The sequence below is a fragment of the Rhodococcus sp. 14-2496-1d genome (assembly GCF_002259365.1).
In the GTDB taxonomy this organism is placed as follows: Bacteria; Actinomycetota; Actinomycetes; order Mycobacteriales; family Mycobacteriaceae; genus Rhodococcoides.
In genome coordinates this window covers 99,877-123,495 of record NZ_NPFV01000010.1, presented here as the reverse complement: position 1 = coordinate 123,495, position 23,619 = coordinate 99,877, and the positions used below count along the sequence as shown (strand labels likewise).

21 protein-coding genes, 1 tRNA gene and 1 pseudogene are annotated in these 23,619 nt (G+C 64.9%); 5 read left to right on the top strand and 18 right to left on the bottom strand.

Going from position 1 to position 23,619, the window contains the following annotated elements:
- Positions 1 to 28: 28 nt before the first annotated feature.
- On the bottom strand, positions 29 to 652 hold the full coding sequence (locus CH296_RS07465; RefSeq protein WP_094684398.1) for a bifunctional 2-polyprenyl-6-hydroxyphenol methylase/3-demethylubiquinol 3-O-methyltransferase UbiG: 624 nt from the start codon (positions 650 to 652) through the stop codon (positions 29 to 31).
- A gap of 23 nt (positions 653 to 675) precedes the next feature.
- A complete protein-coding gene (locus CH296_RS07460) occupies positions 676 to 1,764 on the bottom strand; it encodes a DUF4185 domain-containing protein (protein WP_094684452.1) in 1,089 nt (362 codons plus the stop codon).
- Between the two features lie 159 nt (positions 1,765 to 1,923).
- On the opposite strand from CH296_RS07460, the gene CH296_RS07455 reads away from it, so the two are divergent.
- Positions 1,924 to 2,358: a MarR family winged helix-turn-helix transcriptional regulator gene (locus tag CH296_RS07455; RefSeq protein ID WP_094646043.1), complete on the top strand. Its 435-nt coding sequence runs from the start codon at positions 1,924 to 1,926 to the stop codon at positions 2,356 to 2,358.
- A gap of 3 nt (positions 2,359 to 2,361) precedes the next feature.
- Here CH296_RS07455 and CH296_RS28860 read toward each other — a convergent pair whose 3' ends face one another.
- The 5 genes from CH296_RS28860 to CH296_RS07430 form a co-directional block, all read right to left on the bottom strand.
- Positions 2,362 to 2,523: a hypothetical protein gene (locus CH296_RS28860; protein WP_176459095.1), complete on the bottom strand. Its 162-nt coding sequence runs from the start codon at positions 2,521 to 2,523 to the stop codon at positions 2,362 to 2,364.
- 195 nt (positions 2,524 to 2,718) lie between these two features.
- Positions 2,719 to 3,369, bottom strand: coding sequence for a DUF2064 domain-containing protein (locus CH296_RS07445; protein ID WP_094657488.1), 651 nt, complete (start codon positions 3,367 to 3,369; stop codon positions 2,719 to 2,721).
- Complete coding sequence (locus CH296_RS07440; protein WP_032396632.1) at positions 3,366 to 4,019, bottom strand: glycosyltransferase; 654 nt, start codon at positions 4,017 to 4,019, stop codon at positions 3,366 to 3,368. The genes CH296_RS07445 and CH296_RS07440 overlap by 4 nt, the downstream gene beginning before the upstream one ends.
- A complete protein-coding gene (locus tag CH296_RS07435) occupies positions 4,012 to 5,070 on the bottom strand; it encodes an NAD(P)-dependent oxidoreductase (protein WP_045197241.1) in 1,059 nt (352 codons plus the stop codon). Before CH296_RS07435 ends, CH296_RS07440 begins: the two co-directional genes overlap by 8 nt.
- Positions 5,067 to 5,864 (bottom strand): S-methyl-5'-thioadenosine phosphorylase, encoded by a 798-nt coding sequence (locus CH296_RS07430; protein WP_032397237.1) that lies wholly within the window; start codon positions 5,862 to 5,864, stop codon positions 5,067 to 5,069. The genes CH296_RS07435 and CH296_RS07430 overlap by 4 nt, the downstream gene beginning before the upstream one ends.
- Positions 5,865 to 5,942: 78 nt before the next feature.
- On the opposite strand from CH296_RS07430, the gene CH296_RS07425 reads away from it, so the two are divergent.
- Positions 5,943 to 7,259: a hypothetical protein gene (locus CH296_RS07425; RefSeq protein WP_052050023.1), complete on the top strand. Its 1,317-nt coding sequence runs from the start codon at positions 5,943 to 5,945 to the stop codon at positions 7,257 to 7,259.
- On the opposite strand, the gene CH296_RS07420 is transcribed toward CH296_RS07425, so the two are convergent.
- The 5 genes and pseudogenes from CH296_RS07420 to CH296_RS07400 all read right to left on the bottom strand — a co-directional run bounded on the left by CH296_RS07420 (position 7,246) and on the right by CH296_RS07400 (position 12,655).
- On the bottom strand, positions 7,246 to 7,911 hold the full coding sequence (locus tag CH296_RS07420; protein WP_094630529.1) for a methyltransferase domain-containing protein: 666 nt from the start codon (positions 7,909 to 7,911) through the stop codon (positions 7,246 to 7,248). The two genes, CH296_RS07425 and CH296_RS07420, sit on opposite strands and share 14 nt — an antisense overlap.
- Positions 7,908 to 8,378: a hypothetical protein gene (locus tag CH296_RS07415; RefSeq protein ID WP_032396629.1), complete on the bottom strand. Its 471-nt coding sequence runs from the start codon at positions 8,376 to 8,378 to the stop codon at positions 7,908 to 7,910. Before CH296_RS07415 ends, CH296_RS07420 begins: the two co-directional genes overlap by 4 nt.
- A 90-nt stretch (positions 8,379 to 8,468) precedes the next feature.
- Positions 8,469 to 9,155: a hypothetical protein gene (locus CH296_RS07410; protein WP_045197236.1), complete on the bottom strand. Its 687-nt coding sequence runs from the start codon at positions 9,153 to 9,155 to the stop codon at positions 8,469 to 8,471.
- Positions 9,156 to 9,318: 163 nt separating this feature from the next.
- Positions 9,319 to 10,904: pseudogene (locus CH296_RS07405) on the bottom strand (GMC family oxidoreductase).
- Positions 10,905 to 10,936: 32 nt separating this feature from the next.
- Entirely contained in the window at positions 10,937 to 12,655 is a 1,719-nt protein-coding gene (locus tag CH296_RS07400; RefSeq protein WP_045200508.1) for an aldehyde dehydrogenase family protein, read from the bottom strand.
- A 188-nt stretch (positions 12,656 to 12,843) separates the two neighbouring features.
- Between CH296_RS07400 and CH296_RS07395 the strand changes: the two genes are divergently transcribed.
- Positions 12,844 to 14,031 carry a CdaR family transcriptional regulator gene (locus CH296_RS07395; RefSeq protein WP_032396626.1) on the top strand — a complete coding sequence of 396 codons (1,188 nt, stop codon included), beginning with the start codon at positions 12,844 to 12,846 and terminating at the stop codon, positions 14,029 to 14,031.
- Between the two features lie 3 nt (positions 14,032 to 14,034).
- Here the strand turns inward: CH296_RS07395 and CH296_RS07390 are convergent, their stop codons facing one another.
- The 6 genes from CH296_RS07390 to CH296_RS07365 all read right to left on the bottom strand — a co-directional run bounded on the left by CH296_RS07390 (position 14,035) and on the right by CH296_RS07365 (position 21,195).
- Entirely contained in the window at positions 14,035 to 14,991 is a 957-nt protein-coding gene (locus CH296_RS07390; protein WP_094630528.1) for a triacylglycerol lipase, read from the bottom strand.
- Positions 14,992 to 15,159: 168 nt separating this feature from the next.
- The gene (locus CH296_RS07385; RefSeq protein WP_032396624.1) at positions 15,160 to 16,011 is read right to left on the bottom strand and encodes a glycoside hydrolase family 16 protein; all 852 of its coding nucleotides are present in this window, start codon (positions 16,009 to 16,011) and stop codon (positions 15,160 to 15,162) included.
- A gap of 340 nt (positions 16,012 to 16,351) precedes the next feature.
- Positions 16,352 to 16,425: transfer RNA gene (locus tag CH296_RS07380), tRNA-Gly, on the bottom strand.
- A gap of 31 nt (positions 16,426 to 16,456) precedes the next feature.
- Positions 16,457 to 18,238, bottom strand: coding sequence for a bifunctional diguanylate cyclase/phosphodiesterase (locus CH296_RS07375; protein WP_094684397.1), 1,782 nt, complete (start codon positions 18,236 to 18,238; stop codon positions 16,457 to 16,459).
- Positions 18,239 to 18,355: 117 nt separating this feature from the next.
- A complete protein-coding gene (locus CH296_RS07370) occupies positions 18,356 to 20,485 on the bottom strand; it encodes an Rv1355c family protein (RefSeq protein ID WP_094684396.1) in 2,130 nt (709 codons plus the stop codon).
- The gene (locus CH296_RS07365) at positions 20,482 to 21,195 is read right to left on the bottom strand and encodes a hypothetical protein (protein ID WP_094684395.1); all 714 of its coding nucleotides are present in this window, start codon (positions 21,193 to 21,195) and stop codon (positions 20,482 to 20,484) included. Before CH296_RS07365 ends, CH296_RS07370 begins: the two co-directional genes overlap by 4 nt.
- A 140-nt stretch (positions 21,196 to 21,335) precedes the next feature.
- On the opposite strand from CH296_RS07365, the gene dcd reads away from it, so the two are divergent.
- Positions 21,336 to 21,914, top strand: a complete 579-nt coding sequence (gene dcd, locus CH296_RS07360; RefSeq protein WP_094684394.1) for a dCTP deaminase — start codon at positions 21,336 to 21,338, stop codon at positions 21,912 to 21,914.
- Between the two features lie 105 nt (positions 21,915 to 22,019).
- Positions 22,020 to 23,615: an Hsp70 family protein gene (locus CH296_RS07355; RefSeq protein WP_179277653.1), complete on the top strand. Its 1,596-nt coding sequence runs from the start codon at positions 22,020 to 22,022 to the stop codon at positions 23,613 to 23,615.
- The last annotated feature ends 4 nt before the right edge of the window (positions 23,616 to 23,619 follow it).

The following is a 23,619-nucleotide window of genomic DNA, read 5'->3' as shown; positions in this document are numbered from 1 at the left end:
TAGCTACTCGTCGGTAACATAGGGGATGTTACCCCCGATCCGCTGTGCTGCCAAGGGGAGACCTACTCGCCAGTAGCAGTGCGTCCACGGCTGTGCCCTCGCTCACGTCGCGGTAGCGGTTCTCGGCAGTGACGATGGTCAATCGCGAGTCGATGTCCGCCGTCAAATCCTCAGGCGTATAGAGGATTTCGGATTCCTGTGGTCCACCGGTGCCGGTCTCGATGTTGTCGGTGTGGTGCCCGAGAATCATGAGGATTCCATCAGGTTTCAGCGCCGAAATTGCGGCGGACACGGCCGCGCGACGTGCCCCCGGGGGCAAGTGGAGGTACAACATGAGAACCAGGTCATAGTTCGGTTCGGTTGACAATTGCGTCACATCGGCGTGCACCCAGGTCAGGCGCTCGCGCACCGACCGAGGTGCCGAGGCGGCGACACGGCTGGCCCTGTCCAGTGCCGTCGAGGAGAAGTCGACGGCGTCGACGGTCCAGCCGCGGGTGGCCAACCAGATGGCGTTTCGGCCCTGACCGGATGCGAGATCGAGTGCCCGACCACGTTTCAGCGTCGTCGCGACTTCCACCAGCGTTGCGTTCGGTGCCTCGCCGTACACGAGTTCTCGGCCTTCGTACTTACGATCCCAGTCTGCGGCGTCCACCCGGGGAAGCCTAGTGGGGGTTCCTACAAGGTCGCGCGCAGCAGCAGAACGTTGTAGTTCTGGTAGACCGTCGCCAGGAAGTACAGGTCGCGGCCGGTCGAGTAGGGGTGGATGTACGGCGTGTAGATGGAGCTGACCTCGCGGGTGTCCACCAGAACCTCCGGCGCGCTCCACGGCCCGACGGGCGACGGCGAGCGCCGCAGCACGATCGAGTTGGCGTTGTCGGTGGTCAGCATCAGGTACTGACCGAGGGTCGCGTTGTACGCGACGGAGAGTTCGCCGACGCCCCCGACGATGGGTGCGGCTGCCGCCGGGTCGCCCTTCTTCCAGTCCTGGCCGGTCCAGTACTCGTACTCGCCGAGCCTGGCGATGTCCTGCTCCTTGACGCGAGCCACGTGACCGAGATTGAAGCGGCCTGGCGGGGTGCCGTACTGGTAGACGTAGCCGCCGTCCTTCAGGTACGCGCTCTGCTGGAAGTTGCGATCGCCGCCAACGCTCGGCCGCTGGGTCTCGGGTAGCGCTGCCCAGTTCTCCCCGTTGTCGTTCGACACTGCCAGGCCGGAGAAGTTGGTTTCCCAGGTTCCTGCGGGTCCCCAGTTCTTCACCGACATCAGGTTCAGGTACTGGCTGTCGCCGACGGCCACGCCTGCCGTCGGGATTCGGCTGATCTCGACGAACGGAATCTTGGGGCTGGGGACGACCTCTTTGGTCTGGCCGATCGGGTCGAGTACGACGCTGTCGAAGTTCATGCCGTCGGCGAGGTTTCGGTCGTTGCTCCGCACGATGGCGTTGCTGCGCCACGACCACAGGCTGCCCTGCAGCAGGTTGGGTACGCCGAGTCCGGCGGTATCGCCGAAAGCCGTCAGTACCTCGCCGCGGCCGTTGTCCCACATGATGCCGAGGTCGGTGCCGATCATGTTGACGTTCTGGGTGTTGTTGGGGCTCGACATCCCGGTCACCTGAGCGACGGCTTGTGCGCGGCCGTTCAGTTGCGGCAGCCCGAACGTGCCGTTGAGGCCGGCGATGGGATTGACCGCGTTGGGATTGGCAAGTGCGTTGGGGCCGTTGACCAGCAGCGATGTGGCCACGGAAATGACGGCAATGGTCAACATTCTCGAACCCACGCGACTCACGACGTTCTCCCCATTTCGATTCTCTCCCCGACAACCGGGAAGAACCATATCAGCGGTTTGTTCGAGAGGTAATAAGACGAGGTATCCGCTGTTTCGGGAAATCGGGCGATTGCACCTCGGTGTCGTAATCTGGACAACGTGAGTGATCTGCCCGATTCCCGGCTGGCGAGGGATTTGTCCGTCAGCGCGATGCGGCTGAATCGGAGACTCCGGCTGCGCCATTCCAGCGACAGATTGCCCGTCGCTCACCTGTCGATTCTGACGACGTTGCTCCGTGAGGGACCGATGACGACGGGCGAGTTGGCGGCGAGGGAGCGGATCAAGCCACCGTCGGTGTCCAGGTCCTCGCACGCCTTGGTCGAGTCGGGGCTGATCTGCCGGGAGCCCCATCCGACGGACGGCAGGCAGGTGGTTCTGCGGCTGACCGATGCCGGGACTGCGACTGCCCGTCAGGAGGTCGCAGCTCGGGAGATCGCGCTCGCAGAGCAACTGGACGAGTTGACGCCGCAGCAGCGGGAGACACTGGCCGCGGCGGCCCGTATTCTGACGGAGATCGTCGAACGGGTCGACTGACCGTCAGTTCTCGTGGTGAACTTCGTGATCGAGAGCGTCGACGTCCCATTCGATGGTGGACCCCAATTCTTCGGAGTCACCCCGGCGCGCGACGCGGCCGAGGACGGTCGCGACGACTGTCGCGATCACCATCCATACGGCTACGCCTATCAACAACCCGGTCATGTCACACTTTCTAGCACCTGTGTCTGTGAAATCGCCGTGAAACGGTGGTTCGGATTTGTTGCGATTCGATATTGGTTGTTTACGGTCCGGCAATTCGGGCAGATCGAACGCGCTGTTCCACAACGGATGTGGAGATTTCGTGAAACCGGCCGAGTTCGGGTGGAAACAGACCTCTCGGAACGGATCGAGACCCGATCAATTACCCATTGCCATGACAGCAATACGGAATCTGCTGTTCGGTGCGCACAATTGTGCCACCGGGTCGAGATCGGACTCGAAGTCGACATCGCGCAATTCGGGGAGCATCGTGATCGACGCTCCTGCGGCGGTAAGAGCATCGAGAGTGTCGGTGCCCGTCGAGGGCGCAGACATGGGCACGTCGAGCAGGGACCGTGCCAGGTCGGGGTCACGCAGGCCCAGCGCCCACCAGCCACCGTCCTCGGCCGAGCCCAGGACGTCACTGCTGCCCAGTCGCGCCGCCGCGTCGGAGAGCAGTCGCGCCGTGACCTGGGGGGTGTCCATACCGATCTGCAGTACGGCACCGGAGGTGGCTGCGTCGGCGTGTGCATTCGCCAGTCGTTCGCCCAACCCGTCGCCGCGCTGCGCAATCACCGTGAACGACGCCAGAGCACGGGTGAGTTCGTTCGCGCGGGCCGCGTCGGCGAGGGAGCCGGTGAGGGCCACGACACGGCGGTCGACGTCGGCGGCCGCGACGGCGTCGAGGGTGTCCAGCAGCGAGGCTGCGGCCAGCTCGGCGGCAGCTTCGTCGCCGATCGTGGCGGCGAGGCGTGTCTTGGCCAGCCCGGGAACGGGGGCTTTGGCGACGACGAGAGCGGTGACGGTCACGAGAGCACCTTCCAGAAATCTCGCACGGCGACGATCGTCCCCTTCACCGAGCCGGAGACCTTGGACGTTCCTGCTGTCCGTGGCCGGTAGACCACGTCGTGTTCGACGACGGTCCAGCCGGCTTCGGCCGCCAGTACGAGCAACTGCAGCGGGTAGCCCGAGCGTCGGTCGGTGACGTCGAGGTCGAGCAGTGCCTGACGACGTACTGCGCGGATCGCTCCCAGGTCGTGCACCGGCAGCTTGTACTTGGTGCGAAGTCGAAGTGCCAGAACGGCATTGCCGATCCTGGCGTGCAGAGGCGAGCTTCCCCTGTCCGGTCGGCGCCGACCGACGGCGAGGTCCGCGTGATCCAGGGCCGCCACGAGGGTCGGCAGGTCGAGTGGATCCATCGAACCGTCACCGTCGAGGACGCAGACGATGTCGGTGTCGGCCGCGACGACGCCTGCATGAACTGCTGCACCGTAACCGGGCACCGATTCGGAGACCACCGTTGCTCCGTGGGCAGCGGCGACGGCGGCGGTGGCGTCGGTCGAGTTGTTGTCCACCACGATCGTCAGGTAGCCCGCCGGGACCGAATCGAGCACTGCCGGGAGCGATTCGGCTTCGTTCATGCAGGGGATGACGACTGTGACGGACTTCGGTTCAGACACGGGGCGGTCCCGTGCCTTCGGCGTCGCGCAGCGGTGCGTCGGCGAAGGCGGTGAGACCGTCCCTCGGCATGATCGTCGCGCGGAATCCCAGGGTCTGTTCGGCCAGCGCGGAACTGGCGACGATGTGCCGTACGTCGCCCGCGCGGTAGCGTCCGGTGATCTCGGGCGTCGGCCCGCCGCGTGCGTCGGCGAGGATGGTGGCGACCTCACCGATGGTGATCGGTTGTCCCGAGCAGACATTGAGGGCGGTGAAGCCGTCCAGCTCCGCCTCGATCGATGCGATGTTCGCGGCCGCCACGTCGTGCACGTGCACGAAATCGCGGGCCTGCTTGCCGTCCTCGTAGACCGTCGGGGCCCGACCGAGCTCGAGCGAAGACCGAAACATCGCCGCCACGCCGGAGTACGGGGTGTTTCGCGGCATGTGCGGTCCGTACACGTTGTGGTACCGCAGTGCGATCACCGAGCCGCCCGTGGCGACCGCCCATGCGGAGGCGTAGTTCTCCTGTGCCAGCTTGCTCGCGGCGTAGGTACTTCTGGGCTCGAGCGTCGAATCCTCCTCGACCAGAAGCCAATCGAGAGGCTCGCCCGATATCGGGTCGCGATTGTCGAACAGTCCCGCGTCGAGGTCGGCTCGGGTGCGGGGCCGAGGAATCACCGTCTCACCGGACGAGTTGAGATACCGCCCTTCGCCGTAGACGACCATCGACGACGCGAGAACCAGGCGCGAACACCCCGCCTCGTACATTGCCGCGAGCAGAACCGCCGTCCCGTAGTCGTTGTGACTGGCGTAGGCCGGGGCATCTGCGGCATCGACGCCCGCTCCGACGACTGCGGCCTGGTGACACACGACGTCCACCCCGCGCAATACGTCGACGAGCGAGTCCTTGTCGCGCACATCGAGATCGATGATCCCGTCGGCTCGCGCTCCTGGGCCGTGAGCCGACTCCAGCATGGCGTCGACGGCGACGATCTCGAGATCGGAATCGCGGGCGGCGTCGAGAATGTGGCCACCGATGAATCCGGCTGCGCCGGTGAGCAGTACCCGCGTCATGGCAGTTCGATCGGCAGCGTGAGGCCGGTGTGCACTCGACACGTCGGGCAGTCACCGGTGGGAGCGTCGCGGACGGCCGAGCGCACCAGTGCTTTGAGCGGCTCGATGTTCTTCTGGAATTCGGCGAACACGTCCACTGCCTTGACGCCCTGGCCGGACTCGATCCCTGCGTCGAGGTCGGTCACCAATGCGATCGGCGCGTAGCAGAGTTCGAGTTCGCGAGCCAGGACCGCCTCGGGGTGGCCGGTCATGTTCACCAGCGTCCAACCCTGGCGGGCGAACCATTGGCTCTCGGCGCGCGTGGAGAACCGAGGACCTTCGACGACGACCATGACGCCGCCGTCGATCGCCGAGTCCTGGACAGCGGACTTCCTCAACGTGGGGCAGTAGGGGTCTGCGAATTCGACGTGTATTCCGCCTTCGTCGAAGTAGGTCTGCGCACGCCCGGAGGTTCGGTCGACGAGTTGATCGGGGATCACGACTGTCCCCGGACCGTATTCGGACACCAGGGATCCGACCGCGCATGGGGCGAACACTCGGCTCACCCCGAGCATGCGCAGCGCCCACATGTTGGCGCGATACGGCAACGTGTGCGGTGAGTACTCGTGATTCCGGCCGTGTCTGGGCAGAAACGCGACTCGCCGACCTTCGACCTCACCCAACGTGATCGGGGCGCTCGGAGCGCCGTAGGGGGTGTCGAGCACGACCTCCTCGGCATCGTCGGCGAAGAACGAATAGAAGCCGCTGCCGCCGATGACGGCTATCTCGGCCCGTCCCTTCGCGTCGTTGTTCATCTGCTCATCCTCCATCACCGTCGGTCGATATGCTGGTCCGAAGTCGTGGTCGCCTCGAGTCCGCAGGGAGAAAAGACTATCCGTTACTGGAGAGAAGCCGTCGCCGGCACGTTGGCCGTCGTGCTCGTCGTGGTCGCGTTCGTCGTTCCGTACCTGGGCAACGAACTCGTCACTCCCATCATCAACAGAACTCCGCAGCAGGTGCGTGATTTCGCCGATGCGGCACCGCTGTTCGGCTTCCGTGAGATTCACGTGGGATGGGGGACTCCCGTCGCCGTTCTGATCGCCGTGGCCACCGTGTTGTGGGGGCCGACGGTGGCACGTCGACTGTCGTGGACGCGACTGCTGTTCCTCGTGTGGGGTGCGTCGGCGGCCTGGACGATGTCGCTGGCGATGGTGGACGGTTGGAAGCGCGGCTTCGTCGACCGGCTGGCGTCGACGGACGAGTACCTGCACGAGGTGCCCGGTGTCACCGACATTCCGGCCACGCTCCGCGGGTTCTCCGAGCGGATCCTGGACTACCAGGCCGATTCGTGGACGACGCATGTGTCGGGTCATCCACCGGGCGCATTGCTCACCTTCGTGTGGCTCGATCGTCTCGGCCTCGGCGGTGGAGCCTGGGCGGCGACGCTGTGCGTGCTGGTCGGTACGAGTGCCGCCGTCGCGCTGGTGCTGACATTGAAGGTGCTCGGTGACGAGAACATCGCGCGGCGTGCAGCACCGTTCGTGGCGATCGCCCCGGCGGCGATCTGGATCGCCGTCTCGGCGGATGCGTTCTATGCCGGTGTTGCCGCGTGGGGCGTTGCGTTGCTGGCGATCTCCACGAAGCGGTACCTGTGGCCGGCGTCGATCGGTGCTGGAGTGCTGCTCGGTTTCGGTATCTACCTCAACTACGGGCTGGTGCTGATGGGCCTGCCTGCGGTCGCGGTGTTGATTGCCGGGCGGAGGATTCTGCCGTTGGTGGGCGCGCTGATCGGTGCACTGATCGTCGCGGGGATCTTCACGGCGTACGGATTCTGGTGGTACGACGGCTACTTGCTGGTGCAGGAGCGCTACTACCAGGGCATCGCGAAGGACCGTCCGTTCGAGTACTGGGGTTGGGCGAATTTCGCGGCGTTGTTCTGTGCGCTGGGTGTTGCTGTGCCCGCGGCGTTCCCGCGGATTCTCACCCGGCTCGAACCGATCAATCTGTTGGTGATCGGCGGTGTCGCTGCGGTGGTGATGGCGGATCTGAGTCAGTTGAGCAAGGCCGAGACCGAGAGAATCTGGTTGCCCTTCGCGATGTGGATGCTGATCGCGCCCGCTGTGTTGCCGATCAGGACGCATCGCTTCTGGTTGGCGCTGCAGGTGATCGGTGCATTGGCGATCAATCATCTGCTGTTCACGAACTGGTGAGCGGAGCCAGCGTCATCTGAGCGAACCAGCGCCCGTCGATCGGTGCCACGTCGACCACTCGAAGGCCGGCGGCATTGGCGAGATCCGCTGTGGCGTCGGCGCTGACGCTCGACCAGGCGAACCAATCGCCGACCATGGTGTCGGTTTCCCACCGAACGGTGCGGTGACGAATTCCTGTGTCGCTGGGCGCATCCACTTCCGCGATGACGGCTCCGTGGGGTGCGAGCAGGTCGGCCGCCCGGCGGAGCAGACGCACCGGGTCGCCCCCGATGCCGATGTTGCCGTCCGCGAGGAGGACACACGACCAGTTGCCGGTGTCGGGCAGTGGCTCGAACAGGTCGCGGAGAACGGCGTTGCCGCCGCGCCCGATGGTCAGATCGACTGCTGTTCGGGATGTGTCGACACCGAGTGCCGAGACGCCGCGTCGCGCAAGTGCTTCGGTGAGTCGACCCGGCCCGCAGCCGAGATCGATGGTGGGGCCGGTACATCGGCTGAGCATGGCGTGATCCGCGCGGCGATCCTCGGCTGACGAGGCGCTGCCGCCCATCCACCGCGCGGTGGGAAGTTGCTCCCTGCTGCCGTCGGAATCGCCTATCCAGCAGGGTAGTCCGGCTGCTGCGCGGTTGAAGAGTGTATCGGCGGTGACGCTCATGCTCGGCTCCGTACGAGAGTCCATCGGATGAAGTAGGCGGCGGCGCTCACGGTGAACAACACCGCGGTCAGCGCCAGCCAACGTCCGAGAAAGGGTTCCTGGGTCAAACCGGTTGCGGCCCGATAGGATTCCGCACCCTGGGAGAGTATCCCGGGGAAGAACATCAGAAACGTCAGTGCTGTCCCGAGAGCGGGAACGCGAACGTAGTTCACCGGTGACACGGCCAGGTGGCGGCTCGGAATGCTGGTGAGGAGCCGATCGGCCAGTGAGTAGAGCGGGAACAGTACTGCGTCGTGCAGCAGTACCGATCCGAAGAACCACACGAGAACGGATTTCCACCACACGTCGCTGTTCCACAGAGTCTGCGGCCCTGCGAGTGTGACGACGTAGCCGACGAGGGCGAACGAGAGCAGCAGACCGACCGCATGCAGCGGGTGCCCGCCGTAGATCTTCGTGAACGCTCTCATCGGTCGGCTCCTGGTCCTGCGATGCAAACACCCGTGCGCGAGAGCCACCGTCGTCGACGGTGACGCCTCGCGCACGGGGTCAGGAAACTGTTATGCAGCGGTGTTGATGGTGATGGTCGCAACGCCCACGAGCAGTCCCGGGGTCACAGCATCGGTGTTGAAGGTGCTGTTGAGCAGTCCGGCAGCGGTCTCCGAGATCTTCACCTGGGTGCCCTGCAGGATTGCAGTGTTGTCGGGTCCGGTAGCGAGCGGCTGCAGGGTGCGGCCGTCGAGATCGAACAGCACTGCGTCTGCGGCTGCTTCTTCGCCGTTGACCAAGACGTCACCGGTGAGGAGCGACGTGCCCGGGTCGATGTCGAAGTTGGTGAGCTCGACGACGGTCTCGCCTGCGGTCAGCGAAAGGCCGCTGCCGTCGTGGTTGATCTCGCCCTGGACGTAGGGATCGACGGTGCCGGGCTCCCAGTACTTGACGTCTCCGCCGGTGATCGGGAAGCGGATGGATCCGTCTGCGAGAGTGGCGGTTCCGACGACGCCGGGCGTGAGGCCCAGGGTGGTCAGTGCACCGGTGAAGCCGGGATCGAGCGCAACTGCGGTGTCGACACCGGTGAGGTTGTCGACCTCGGCTGCGGGCTCGGGGGTGCTCTCCACTGCTTCTGCTGCCGAAGAGGTGGCTGCGTCGACGGTGTCGGACGCTTCCTCGCTGGAGCATGCGGCAAGCGGGACGATGGTGAGTGCACCGATTGCGGTGGCGGCCAAAGCTTTACGAACAGTGAACATGTCGGTCAACCTTCCGTGCTCGTCTCTCGAGCGTTGTGGGTCATTCGGCGCTGCTTGCCGAGCGGATGGGTCCCATCTCGATCCCCTGCAAGGGAGCGTGTCCACCTGTTACCCGACAAACCGGACTGCCAAACCGGAAATTTTCCGAAGGTTCACTCGGGGGTCAACGAAGGATCAAGTCCGCTGCTCGTTCGCCGATCACCACCGACGGCGCGTGTGTGTGTCCGCGGATGATGCTCGGCATGATCGACGCGTCGGCGACGCGAAGGCGGTCGACGCCCCGTACCCGCAACTCGGCATCGACGACACTGTCGGCGTCGTTGCCCATACGGGCAGTGCCCACGGGGTGATACAGCGTGTGCGCATTCTGCTCGAGAGCCTCGGTGAGCAGGTCCGCCGGGGAGATGTTCGACGCCACCCTCGGGCGTACGACGTCGCCGAGCAGTCCCTTCAGAGCGGGTGTTTCGGAGATCGCGATGCATGCCCGAAGGCCTTCGATCATCGCCCGGCGGTCGAGGCCCTCCGGATCGCCCAGGTAGTGCGGTTCGACGATGGGCTTGGCCGTCGGGTCGGACGACCGGAGGGTGATCTCGCCGCGGCTCTCCGGTTTGAGGAGCACCGTTCCGATGACGGCGGCATGGGAGTCCTGCGCGATGAGTCCCCGTCGAAGAAGGGTGCCGGGCCGAAGATGACTTCGAGATCGGGCAGGGCGAGGTCCTCGCGGCTCTTGACGAAACCGTAGGCCTCGGCGACGTTGGAGGTCAGCATGCCGCGTCGGCGTGCGAGGTAGTTGACCAGCTCCGGGATCTTCTCGGCGTGGAAGAGCGAGTCGGTTTCGGTCTTCCAGCCGATGAGTGCGGCCAGATGGTCGATCAGGTTCTGTCCGACTCCGGGTGAGTGATGCCGGACGGCGATGCCGTGCGACTTCAGCTGTTCCTGGTCGCCGATGCCCGAGAGCATCAGCAGTTGCGGGGTGTTGATCGCTCCGCCGGACAGTACGACTTCTCTGCGTGCACGAACGGTGTGTACTGCGCCGCCCGAGGTGTATTCGACGCCCACCGCGGCACTGCCCTCGAAGAGGACGCGAGTGGCCTGCGCATCGGTGAGGATGGTGAGGTTCTTGCGCTTCTTCGCCGGTCGTAGGTACGCATCGGCGGTGCTCCACCGTGCGCCGCGCTTCTGGTTGACCATCGTGCGGCTGAAGCCCCTGGGTTCGGGCAGGTTTGCCGTCTCCACCGGATAACCGGCCTCCTCGACGGCGTCGAGGAAGGACGACGTCAGGGCACGGGGACTGCGCTGGTGCGAAACGACGAGCGGGCCGTCCGTACCGGAGTCGAGTTCGGTTGTCCCCTCGATGTTCTCGATCTTGCGGAAGTAGCCGACGAGGTTGCGGAACGACCAGGAGTCGTCGGAGACTGCCGCCCAGTCGTCGTAGTCTGCGGCGAATCCGCGCACCCACATCATGGCATTCATGGACGACGAGCCACCGAGCATCTTGCCGCGCGGCCAGTAGATGCTGCGATCGCGCAGTTCCGGTTGCGGTTCGGTGAGGTAGTCCCAATCGACCTCGCTGCGAAAGAGTTTGGAGAATGCAGCGGGAATGTGGGCGAACTTGTTCTTGTCCTCGGGGCCGGCCTCGAGCAGGATCACCTCGTTGCGTGGGTCTGCGCTGAGGCGATTGGCCACCACCGCGCCTGCCGAACCTGCGCCCACCACGATGTAGTCGGCCGTCGTGCGCTGAGAGCTCATGATTGTCCTTCGATCGTCGTCGACGCTGGGTTCTACCCGCGCAGGGCGGAGGCGAAAATTGCCGGCAGCTTGGACCAGGACGGTGCGCCCGCGAATGCGGTGAGCAGCTTGCCGGTCGATGCTGCGGTCTTGTTGGTGACGAACCACGGTGGCTTCGGCGAGATGGAGAGTTCGCCGTTGACCAGCGAGCGCGGCAGTGGCCGGAAAGGCCCGCGCACCACTGTTCGCTCGGCCCCGTCGATCAGTAATGCGTTGTGCACGACGCCGATTCCGCTCTGCACGTCGTCGACGGTGTGGCCGGGGAATGCGCCCCAGGTGGCCGCTGCGGTGAGGAATCCGATGGCCGTCCAGGCGTTGACGGCGATGGTGCCGTACCGGAGGTCGGCGAGCATGGTGTCGAACTTCTCCCCGAGTCCCTTGATGGTGCCGGGGGTGCCGATGATGTTGATGCCGAGTGTTCCGGTGAATTCCTCGTTCGCGGCCTGTACCGCCTTGGCGGCGAATGCTGCTCCGCTGTAAGGCAATTCGATGATACCCATGACCGGTGCGAAGTACTCGGTCTGCAGCAGCGGTGCGTATTCGCCGGGGTTCAGATCGGTGATGAGCACGCGGCCGCCGCGTTCACCGAGGCGTTCGGCGGACGGGTAGGTGGCGGTGGCGTCGGACACTCGCTTGTCGCTGCCGGGGTAGTAGGGTGTTCGTGCCGGAGCGCGGTCGAGGGCGGCGCGGAGGGCGGCGACGAATTGGTCGCGCTGCTTCCATTCCGAGGACAGTACGACGACCTGCGAAGCGACACAGTTGTATCCACTGTTGTGCAGGCGTTGGGTGGCGATGTGTTCGGCCTGGAACTCGATGTCGGCTCGGCTCCACTCACCGGGCAGAACGATGGTGGGCGAGACTCCGCCGAGTTCGCTGGAGATCTCCTTGGTGAGGATCGGGTCGTTGGCCGCCTTGCGCGCAGCTCCGTCCGGGCCGGGACCGAAGACGATCGCGTCGTGCGTGATGGCGCTGCCGGTCATGTGGACGTGGTCGACGGACGAGTGCTGGACCAGGTAGGTGCCCACGTCGGCTCCTCCGGTGAGCAGACGCAGTGCGCCGATGTCGACGAGCGGGGCGAGGATCTTCTCGAACACGGGCAGCAGCGGATCCATGATGGGGTTGAGCTTGAGTGCGACGACCCGGTTGAACGCGATCAGTTCGTACAACGCGTCCAGCGGCGCGATCGAGGTGATGTTGCCTGCGCCGAGAACCACTCCGATGCCTGCGGTGCGGGTGGGATCGAGCTGGGCGAGACCCGCGGTCCGCTGTGCGGTTGCACGGTCGATTCCGGGCTTCAGCCACACCTCGGCGCTGAACCCGTTGAGCAGGAGTCGCTCGAAGATGTTGAGGGGCAGCACCGACACCGTCGTGCGCCCACCGGGTGCCGTGCCGAACTTCGCACCGGCCAGTGGGCTGGTGCCTGCTTCGAGCGCCGCGAGTGTGTGCGCCACGGTGCCGAGTCCGTTGAGGAACGAGTACGGACCCGACAGCCATTCTTCTCCGACGAGGCTGGACGAGGCGTCGAGTCCCTTGATCGACGTTGCCGCCGTCACCCACTCCTGCGCGTGAGCTGTGGTCAGCGCATGCACACGTTCGAGGAGCGCTCGGCGTTCGGCCAGGGTGAGGCGTTCCCAGTTCTTCTCTCCCGCGGACAGATCGGCGAGTGCGGAGTCGACTGCCTCGGTGGGTCCCGTCGTCGGTACGGATTGCAGGTGTGGGGTGACGTCGCTGGTCAACTTCTCGGCTCCACTCGTCGTTCGGGTACACGGCTTCACTGTGATTGTGGTCGCACTCGGGCGCGGGACGCTATGGGCAGGGGGCCTCAATCGGATGCGACAGTTTGTGCCACCGCACAATTTCGCTGTGGCGTGGCTTACACGGGTACGGCTAGAGTTCGGTCATGACCGCGACCGAGTTCGATGTGCATCCGTCACCGACCGATCTGGCCGCGACGATGCTCGACGGCGTCGACGATCTCGCGACCGAACTGGTGCGACGCATCCTGGGGGCCGAGCACGCCTACCTCGAATCGACGCTGCTCACCACCGAGCAGCTCTACGAGGCGTCGCGGAGCAATCTGGCCTCGATGTTGGGCAAGCTGTCCGGTCGTGCTCCCATGCGGCTCGAGTCGGCGCGGGACGCGGGCCGGCTCAAGGCCGAGCAGGGGGTACCGCTGGCTGCCCTGCTGCACGCCTTTCGGCTGGGCGGCAGGTTGGTCTGGGACGAGTTGATGGAACGCTCGGACGGCCGGGCGAGTCATGCGCTGCTGGACATGGCCGCTCAGGTCTGGGCGTTGGTCGACGTGTACTCCGACGAGGCAGCGGAAGCCTATCGAGAGAGCGCCGACATGCGTGCGCGCGAAAGCGCCGAAGCTCGTGGACGCCTCATCCGTGTGCTCTTCGCCGATCACGGCGCGAATCCGACTGCGGCGGCGGACGCGTTGCGAACGTTCCGCATTCCCGACCACGGCTACTTCGCGGTGGTCTCGCAGGAGCCGTTGACCGCAGCGATGGGGATCGACGGATTGATCGCCCGCCTCCGTACCGCGGGTGCCGAATCGGTGTGGGACGCCGAGGTGGACGGTACCGTCGGACTCATCTGTGCCGCAACGGAATCGGAGATCGACTCCGCTGTGGTCACGCTGAGCGAGCTGTGTCCGGGGCGGGTCGGGGTGAGCTCGGTGTTCCGGTCGCCGTCGGGTATCGGTGACGCCGTCGGCCAGGCCCGGCTGGCGCGGTCGTGCACCTCGGGCGAGGCATCACCGCCCGCACCGGTGCGCTACGACTCGGTGCCGGTGCCGCTGCTGCTGGTCCGCGATCCGAAATCGGGCCGGATCGCCTCCCGTCAGATACTCGGCGATCTGCTGGCGTTGCCGCGAGCCGAACGGCAGAGCCTGCTCGATACTCTCGACGCCTGGTTCTCCTGCGGCGGTTCCACCCGCGATGCCGCCGAATCGCTGCACTACCACCGGAACACGGTGTTGTATCGGCTACGTCGAATCGCCGAGCTCACCGGTCGCGACTTCCGTGATCCGATCCAGGCCGCCGAACTGTACGTCGGGCTCAGGGCGTATCAGCTCCTGACCTGAGGATCAGTGGCTGGCGAGGACGACGTCGAGGATTCCGGCTCCCAGCGGCACCGGTACGCAGGTCGGGGGACGCGCGTTCGCCGGGTCGAGGGCGTTGAGCGCCAGCCGCAGCGCGGTGGGATCGTAGGTGAACGTGAAGTGCGCTACCTCGGTATCGGGGCACACGTCCTGCACCACGATGTTGTGCGCTCCCGGATCTCGAAGCAGCGCATTGGTGTACGGCTGAATCACTTCGTCGACCCGTGTTGCGATGGAGGTGTACTCCACCCCGGGCACGGTGTCGCCGCCGGCGTTGAGCCGATCGAGAAAGTCGGATCCGGCCATCAGTTGGGCGAGACCAGGACCGAATTCGCTTGCCAGGACACCGGTTGCACCCGGCACCGCCTGCACGACGGGCGCTACTCCGTACATGGTGCCGCCGTACGTCGGTGATGCGATTCCCACCCATCGATCGACGACGTCGGCGCCGCCCAGTCTGTTGACGAAGTATCGAGCCACCGCGGCACCCTGGGAGTAGCCGACCACGTCGACTGCGGCGGCACCGGTTGCCTGGAGTATCGACGACGTCATCGCCTTCAGTTGCGCTGCACTGTCTTCGATGACGCCGTACCCGTTGGATCTGCCGTCCGGCGACGTGCCGTAGTTGATGGCGAAGACACAGAAGCCTGCTGCTTTCAGGATCGGCGCGAAGCCTGCCCAGTCGGCGTACGCGGTGGCATCGGTGCCGTGCACGAGGACGACAGGATTCGGGTGGGCTGCGGTGGGTGTGCAGCTCATGTCGTTGGCTCCGGGCGGGGCGGCGTCGCGGTTCGATGCCGAGTAGCGGATGGCATCGGCGTGGTCGGGTTGCTCGGGGGCGGCGGCGATGGGCAACACGGGCCCGGCGTGTGCGGAAGGCGCAAGGAGTGCGGTGGCAGCGGCGATGACGAGGGTGATCAGACTCCGCCGTGGCCCGCGCATGAACAGACGATATTCCCCTGACTGTGGAATGTCCCTATGACGAGACGGCGTCGCTGAGAAAAGTCACAAGAATTGTTCTGCCGTCGAAACCGTGCCGATCGCGCACACCGCACGGGGCCCAGCCGTGGTGGCTGGGCCCCGTGCGGACAGGAAGTGCTGCTCTGCAGGTCAGAGGCGACTCACGCGTAGCCAGTCGACGCTCATCGTCTGCGGGTACGGCGTGCTGTTCGGTGTCTTGCCGACCCAGTTGTTGCCGACGGCGACGTTGAAGAGGATGTAGTGCGGCCACGAGCCCGAGAACGCTTTCCAGTTGCCGCCCTTCGCCTCGTACTGGGCCTGAGTGAGGGAGAACCGAGCGACTCCGTCGACGAACCAGGTGATGCTGTTGGGCAACCAGTCGATTCGGTATGTGTGGAATCCGTTGTTGACCGGATTCATACTTCCGCCGGTCTTCGTATCTTGATTGGAGTTCCACTTGGAGGGGCCGTGCAAATTGAATGACGGCCCGTACAGCCCGGGAATTTCGACGATGTCCACTTCCCCTTGGCTGGGCCATGAATATTCGCCACCGGGTTGGAGACCGAGGGTCCAGAATGCGGGCAGCAGACCTTGGGCGCTCGGCATTTTGATCGATGCTTCGATGCGCACCGGCGGCGTCACCGATTGCTTGCCCATGCTGACCACGCGGGCGCTGGTGAAGTTGTACGGTGCCCGCTTGCGGTCGGGTGCGTTCTCCCGACGCGCGGTGATGTTCAGTGAGCCGTTGAACTGGTTGGCGTTGTTCCAGGAATCTGTATAGTACTGCTGCTCACCGGAACTCGCGCCCCAACGGCCGGTCTGAAATCCCCATTTGGCGGGGTCGGGTCCACCGTATCCGTTGAATTGATCCTCCCACAGAAGGGTTCCGGCTCCGCCTTGGGTTCTCGGAGGTGTGGCCAGTGACGGGGCAGCGGTCGCCGACGAGACGGCCACGGCCATCGTCGTCAGGGTGACCGCGACAATTGTCGAAAGTGATCGCATGAGGGGGATTCCTGTCAGGTCATTTGTCGGTGAAAAGATGTCGACATTTGATTTCTAGCACGGCGAAGAAGGCGGAAGAAGTTTCTTCGGAAATGCAGGAATTCTTGCGAATACAATGAATGAATTCGCACATGCTACCGGTCGGTAGCAAGGGTATCGACCAATATTGAGCGGTGGTCGGTTTGTTTCAGGAGTGACCGCAGTGACTGTGCAGCGTCTGTGAGTTCAGCGATACGGACGAGACGGGAGCAAATCGGATGGGCAGGAGTGGAGCCTGCAGGAACGACCGGGATGGGCAGGAGAGGAGCCCGTAGGAGGACGGCCCGAGGTGGGCGGTCGGTGGAGCCGGTGACGGGAATCGAACCCGCCTCTCAACCTTGGGAAGGTCGCGTTCTACCAATGAACTACACCGGCGTGTGGTGCGGATGTCAGGTTATCAGGATGGTCAGATGTCGATGCGCACGCCGTGGAGGAGTTCGAGTGCGTCGTCGGCCGGCACCGGTTTGGAGAACAGGTATCCCTGCGCGCGGGTGCATCCCAGTTCGATCAGGGTTCTTCTGGCGCTCTGTGTTTCGACGCCTTCGGCGATGATGGTCAGCCCGAAGGCGCGGGCGAGTCCGATGATGGACTGAACGATCGCGAGGTCGCCGGTGTTCTCGTTGCCCAGGTCGGTGACGAAGGCGCGGTCGATCTTGAGTGCGTCGACGGGGAGTTCCTTGAGGTGTGACAGGGAGCTGTATCCGGTGCCGAAGTCGTCTATCGCCACTTGCACGCCGAGTTCGTGGAGTTCGCTCAGTGTCACGCGGGTGCGGGAAAGGTCCTGTACCACTGCCACTTCGGTGATCTCGAGGCACAGGTCGGGCCCGGCTATCGAGAATTCCGTGAGTGCTCTGGCGACGGCACCGACGAATCCGTTGGTGACGAGTTGGACGGGGGAGATGTTGACGCGCATCGCGATGTCGAGGTGGGGGATCTCGCGTTGCCAGTCGGCGAGGGTGCGGCAGGCGTGGTCGAGGACCCAGCGACCGAGTTCACCGGCGAGGTTGGTCTCCTCGGCGACCGGAATGAATGCGGACGGGGGGAGCAGTCCGCGGGTGGGGTGTTGCCATCGGACCAAGGCTTCGACCGCGGTGATGCGTCCGGTCACCAGGTCCACCTCGGGTTGGAAGTGCAGGGTGAGCGAGTCGCCCGCGATGGCTTCGCGCAGGTGGATCTCGACGTCGTTGCGGAGTTCGGCGTCGGCGTGCATCTCTTCGGTGAACAGGGCGATGTCGTGGCCGCCTGCGCGTTTGGCCACCAGGGCGGCCTGATCTGCCTGCCGCAGAAGCGACTCGGCGGTGTGTTTGCCGGGCTGGCCGAAGGCGATTCCGATGCTCGCGCTTCTGCTGATGCGTTCGACTCCGAGGGTGACGGGGGCGTTCACGGCTTCGGCGATCATCTCGGCGTGGTGTGTTGCGACGCGGGCCGAGCACGGCCCGGCCAGTACCACCAGGAACTCGTCGCCGCCCAGGCGTGCGACGAGACCGGCCGACCTGCCGACGAAGCTCTGCAGTCGATCGGCGATGGTCTCGAGGTAGTGGTCTCCGGCCAGGTGGCCCAGAAAGTCGTTCAGTGCTTTGAGTCGATCGAGATCGATGTGCATCACGGCGACGGGGCCGGGCATGGACGGGTCGAGTCGTTCGCGGAGGTGTTGTGCGAGAGCCGTGCGGTTCGGCAGTTTGGTCAGGGGGTCGTGCTGTGCCGAGAATCGGAGTTGCTCCTCGGCGATCACCCGTGCCTGCAGTTGAGAGAGCAGTGCCGCAATTGCTTTGAGCGCGTTGAGTTCTGCCTCGGACCAGCTTCGGTCACCGATCTTGATGAAGCCGAGGATGCCGGTGGTGCGTTCGGAGTGCAGCAGTGGCACGACGGCCATCGAGGTCGCGGAGAATCCCGACCCCTGCTCGACGCGTCGACGGTAGTCCTCCTGTTCCGGATCCGGCCGAAACACTGCCGGTTCGGTCAGTGTCTCGGCCAGGCGGAATACCGAGTCTGCGTCGTCGAAGTAGACCACAGCCAGTGGATCCGGATCGGGCACGCTCAGTCGCGGTGGCCATTCCGCGGTGAGTCTGGTGGCCCTGGCCTCGAAGTCGTTGTGTCGGAGGAAGCTGAAGTCGATGCCGAGGTAGTCCACGAGTTGCCGCAGCACGGATTCGTAGGCCTCGCGCACCGTCGCCGCATCGACTCCCATGAGTTCGGTCGCGACGCCGGTGACGAGGACCTCGAGCGTCCGTTTGTGCTCCAGGGCCCTACTCCCGCCTCTCGTAGACTCAGTGCAGGACTGTTCCCCCTGGTCTTCGCCGGAACTCTACCCCGATACAGACGCTGAAACAGGAAGTCTGCGACTATGTATGGCTGTTTTCGGGGCGCAACTGAGCCGCAACACCAGTGCAACGGATTCGGTGCTTTCCATTTCAAGCAGTGCGCGGAACCGAAAACTCAACTGCTGCAGTGCTTCTGCGTGGTGCGTCGACAGTTGCCGATACTCCTCCGCGCTTCGGGCGTAGAGGAACGCAGGGGAAACCGGTTGCACCGCCAATCCACGCAAATGCGCAGTTACCCATACGTTCTCTGTTGCACATCCTCCTCTGATGTAATGTTCCGCGGTCGATCCGGGTACGACCACCACGGCAAGTGACGAACTCGACAGCACTCGATCCCGCATATCGGTCCCCAGTGCCGCGCCGGCGTCCCAGACTTGCACGAGCTCCATGACGTCCGGCCGCTTGACGATCTCCAGCTTGGACAGGTCTGCGTCGTCGATCCCCAGAGTCGATACCTCGATGCCCCGATCGGGATCGAGATCTCCCGGCCAACGCAACTCGGAGAACATGTCTCGATGCAGGTGCGGTGTGAGGTACCGAATGCGATCCGCGGCGGCGAGGACATCCGCGGCCGCGGCAATGGATTCGGGTGTCGTCAGCAGCACTGCCCGTCCACCTTCTGCGGCCGCTGCAGCGGCGATGTCGGTGGCGATGTCCGCGTCCAACGGCGCGCCGGTGCCCAACTCCCGGTTGGTGCACCGCTCGAGAACGCCGTCGAGCAGCCGTCGATCGGTGATGGGTTGTGGGTCCCCCGCGCCCAGCGTGATCTCGACTCCGTTCTCGCCGACGTCGGTGCGGTCGAGCCTGCCCTGCGCGGTGGCCACCACTCGGGCGTTGAAAGCGGCAGCACCGACGGCGACGCAACTGCCGCGGAAGGCGATGTCGAGCGTCGAGGTTCGTGAACGATCGACCTCGATCCGCACGGTGCGTCCGTCGCGGGTGAAGGTCCACGGCTGACTGTTTCCACCGGACGGCGCTCGACGGGCAGCCTCGAGAACGAGCGCGTCGGGATCGACGCAGGCCCGTCGGGCGTCGACGGCGGTATCGACCGAGGGCTCCTGCACCCGACGCGTCGGGTTCGGGGGCACGAGCGCATCGAGATGGGTGTCGAGGTCGATGCGGATTCGTCCGGACGGCAGGTGCGCTCCGGTGCCGAGGCGTCGAACGGCTGCGGCGATGGTGGCACCGCCGAGTTGAACGTCGCCGCCCAGTTGCGGCCAGGTCTCGATGGTTTCGCTCACTTCCACCATCGAAGCGGCCATGCGCGCCGAGAGCAGCGAGGCGTCGAGCTGATCGAGAACGATCGGGATCTTGTCGCGCGTGCCGAGCCCTCGCAGACTCGCAGAGTCGATCTCGCCGAGCACGCCGTGGAACACCGGGCGTTCGGGCTCGAGGTCGAAGCGTTCGACGTCGAGAAGCCCTCGGTCGGAGGTCTCCATCAGTACCGGGATGCGTCGCGACCGGGCCGCCTCGCGGGCCCGGATTTTGACATCGAGGGAGTCGCATTCCTCGACGAGGAGGTCCAGTCCGTCGAAGAACTCGTCGATGGTGTTCTCGGTGATGCCGTCCTCGGCGATTTCGACGCGTAGGTACGGGTCGATTTCGGCAATGCGTCGGGCAGCGACGACCGCTTTGTTGACGCCGAGATCGAGGATGGACGCGGGAATTCTATTGAGGTTGGAAAGTTCGATCTCGTCGAAATCGGCGAGGCGAAGCGTCCCGCAGATTCCTTCGAGTGCGAGGGTGTGGGCAATGGCGTGTCCGACGCTGAGCCCGATGATTCCTATCGTGAGATCTCCTAAAGAATTCTGTTCCGCGAGAGTTATCTTGTTTCGGTTTCTGTCGAGCCTCAGGTGTCGGAACGAGTTCGGTCCGAGTACCGCGACGACGGTTTTCCGCCATGGAAAGAAGACCCACCTGTCGTTTTCGTCGAGAAGGCTCTGCTCAGGGCTGGGAAGAAGTGAGAGGAGGCCTTTTCTCTGCGTCTTCCTCTCGTCCAGAAATGTGAGGGTCGGATCGCGTCTGAGTTCGTCGAGAGCGGCGCGCTGTGTGGCGTCGGTCTCGTCGAATATCACAGGCTTCCAGTGGTGGCCGGGTAGGTGTCGATCGTTCATGATGCGACTGCTTCCGGGAGTTCGGCGGCTGGGCGGCGGTGCGCGAGCAGGGTGACGGTGTTCTGCCGCATCCGGCGCCAGGTGGCCAGATCGGCGTTGAATGCGAGTGTGGTTCTGTCCCACCAGAACACCTCGGTTCGATAGCGCTCGTCGGGGTAGGGGATCGGTGCGATCTGGGTGGCGATGACCGCTCCGGTGTCGAGCCATGCGGCGCGGACGTGGGATGCCGCGGTGGCCAACGCGTAGCGCGCGCCGAGAAGCGCGGTGCTGTAGGCGGGTGATTCCGCGATCATCGCGGTGACGGCCCGGCCGTGGGGTGCGCCCTGAGCGACCCACGCAGATTTGAGTTCGACGACTCCGTGGCCGATGCGTTCGTCGAGCATGGTGTGCACGCGCCGGAGCCCGTCGGGGTACTCGGCGAATTCGATCAGTGCGTGAGATTGATCGACCGAGGAATACGGTCCTTGCACTCGTACTCCACCGACTATTTGCCCGGTTCGGTCGAGTGCGGCGAAGAACAGTGAGGTGGTGCTGCCGTCGCGAATAGTCGACATTTCGAGTGCGGTGGTCACACCGTGTCGCATATAGCTTTCCTCTGCGCCGCCCAGGAATTGTTCCCACAAGGTCGGATTCTCGGCGGGAGTGGTGGCCAGAACGAGGCATTGTGATCTGTCGTCCCAGTACGAGGGGACGTCGAACGGAATTGTCATTTCACTCTTCCTGATAGGAGTTGCCCGAATGTGAATGGTCGTGCCGCTCGATTGTCCGGCTTTTCCTTTGTGGAGCTACGTATCGTGATCGGGGTTCGGGTGTGTCGCGGGGGACCGCCCAGGACCAGTAGCCTGCAGAGGTGCTGCTCTCCGACCGTGACATCCGTGCCGAAGTGACCTTGGGAAACCTCGCGATCGAACCGTTCGACCCGTCGATGGTTCAGCCGTCGAGTGTCGATGTGCGGCTCGACAAGCTTTTCCGGGTGTTCAACAACACCCGCTATACCCACATCGACCCGTCGCTACAGCAGGACGAATTGACGACGCTGGTCGAACCTGCCGCAGGTGAGCCGTTCGTTCTTCATCCGGGGGAGTTCGTTCTCGGCTCCACGCTGGAATTGACGACGCTGCCGGACTACTTGGCCGGTCGGCTCGAGGGGAAGAGTTCGCTCGGGCGGCTGGGTCTGCTCACGCACTCGACCGCAGGCTTCATCGATCCGGGCTTCAGTGGCCACATCACGCTGGAGTTGTCCAACGTCGCAAACCTGCCGATCACGTTGTGGCCGGGTATGAAGATCGGGCAGCTGTGTCTCTTCCGGCTGTCTTCGCCGTCCGAGAATCCGTACGGCAGCGCCGCGGTGGGGTCGAAGTATCAGGGCCAGCGTGGGCCGACACCGTCGAAGGCCTACCTGAACTTCGCTCGCTCCAGCGTCGAGTAAACGATCCCGAGGTCTGTTTCTCACCGCGAAACGTGGTGAATGTCCGGTTGTAGCGGTACTCTGGTGACTCGACGTGGGTTGGGGCCTACCAGAGCGAGGTTTCTAGTGTCCGCGGTTCCCGATGTGTCCGTACTCGGCGCTTCGTTGGGGTCGAGTGGTCTGCGCAGCGTGATCAGCGACAACGCTCGCTCCGGTGCTGTCCTGGAAGTACACGAGCCCGTCGCATCCCGGCCGGCACCCAACGGCCTCGCTCCCGATCCGTGGGATGCCGTCATCACGTCGGTTCACAATCTGGCGACCGAGTATGCGTCCGCGGATTTCCATCCGGTGCTCGCACTGCGCGAAAGCGACCCCAAGACGGCCTACGACCAGGACTTCTCCGATGGCGTTGTGCTCGTCTCCGAACTCGGTGCCCAGTTGGGTGCGCTGCGTCAGACGCGGGTGCTCGCCGGTGAGCGCTGCGTCGCTCTGTTCGACGTCGGTGCATCCGGTACCTCGGTATCAGTGGTGGATGTCGACAGCGGTGATGTCCTCGCGTCGCGTCGTACGGACGCCCTCGGTGGTGACGACTGCGATCGGGTGCTGTGCGATCACCTCATCGCGACGTTCGGTGCGGCCGAGGCGCTGACGGTCGAGGCTCGGCGGCGGCTCGTTCACGACGTCCGCGCCGGGAAACACGAACTGGCACTGCTTCGCAGCGTGTCGATCATCGGACCGTTCGTCGGCGGACGTGCATCGCTGTGGCGTGGCAATCTCGACGAGCTCATCGGCGACGCGGTGCGCCGAGCCGTCTCGATGGCCGTGGACGTGCTCGACGAGGTCGGTGCACAGGGCATCCACGTCGACGCCATCGTCGCTGTCGGTGGTGGTGCCAACATGCAGATAATTCGGCAGGTCCTGTTCGACGCGGTGTCGATGCCGGTCTACGTGCCCGAGCAGCCGGAACTGCTGGCGGCGCACGGCGCTGCCGGGATCGCGCGGACGGTGGGTCGGCGGCCCACCCCGGCACCGCCCGAGGTGCTCACCGATCGGTTCGCTGCCGTGGATCGGGACTCCGCAGACGTGGAGGTGGGTGCGATCGCCCCGGTGGTCTCCAAGCGCCCACGGCACAGCGACACCTCCTCCAAGCGGATGACCAGGGTCAACAAGTCTCGGCATCTCGGGGGCGCACTCGCGGCGATCGTGGCGGTGTGTGCAGCCGGCACCGTGGTCACTGCGGCCGCACGCACCAGCGGCGACGAGCCGTCTCCGTCGGTGAACAGTTCGCAGGACGCCTCACCGACCGCTCGGTCGCAGTCCGTGGTGCCTGCCGCAGACGGATCACCCGCCGACCCCACCGGGTCGTCGTTGCCGCCCGCGACCACGACGGCGCAGACCTCGCCTCCGGTCGACCCGTCGGCAACGTCGCCCTCGGCCCCAACACCGACCACTTCCGACGCGGCGAGCACCACCGCAGCGCGGCGCACCGTGGCCACGACCAGTGCCCCGTCCGACATTCAGCAGACGACGGCACCCGACACGCTCACCCCCGATCGGTCGACCGTGGTACCGACGGCTGTCCCGCCTGTCACCACGACTCGTCCGACCACGACGAGCCCCGCCACGACGACCCGGGCGACGACGACGCGTCCGCCGACCACCACACGGTCCACTCGGACGTTCGATTTTCCGCTGCCGGACTTCGACTTTCCGCGACGCTGACCGG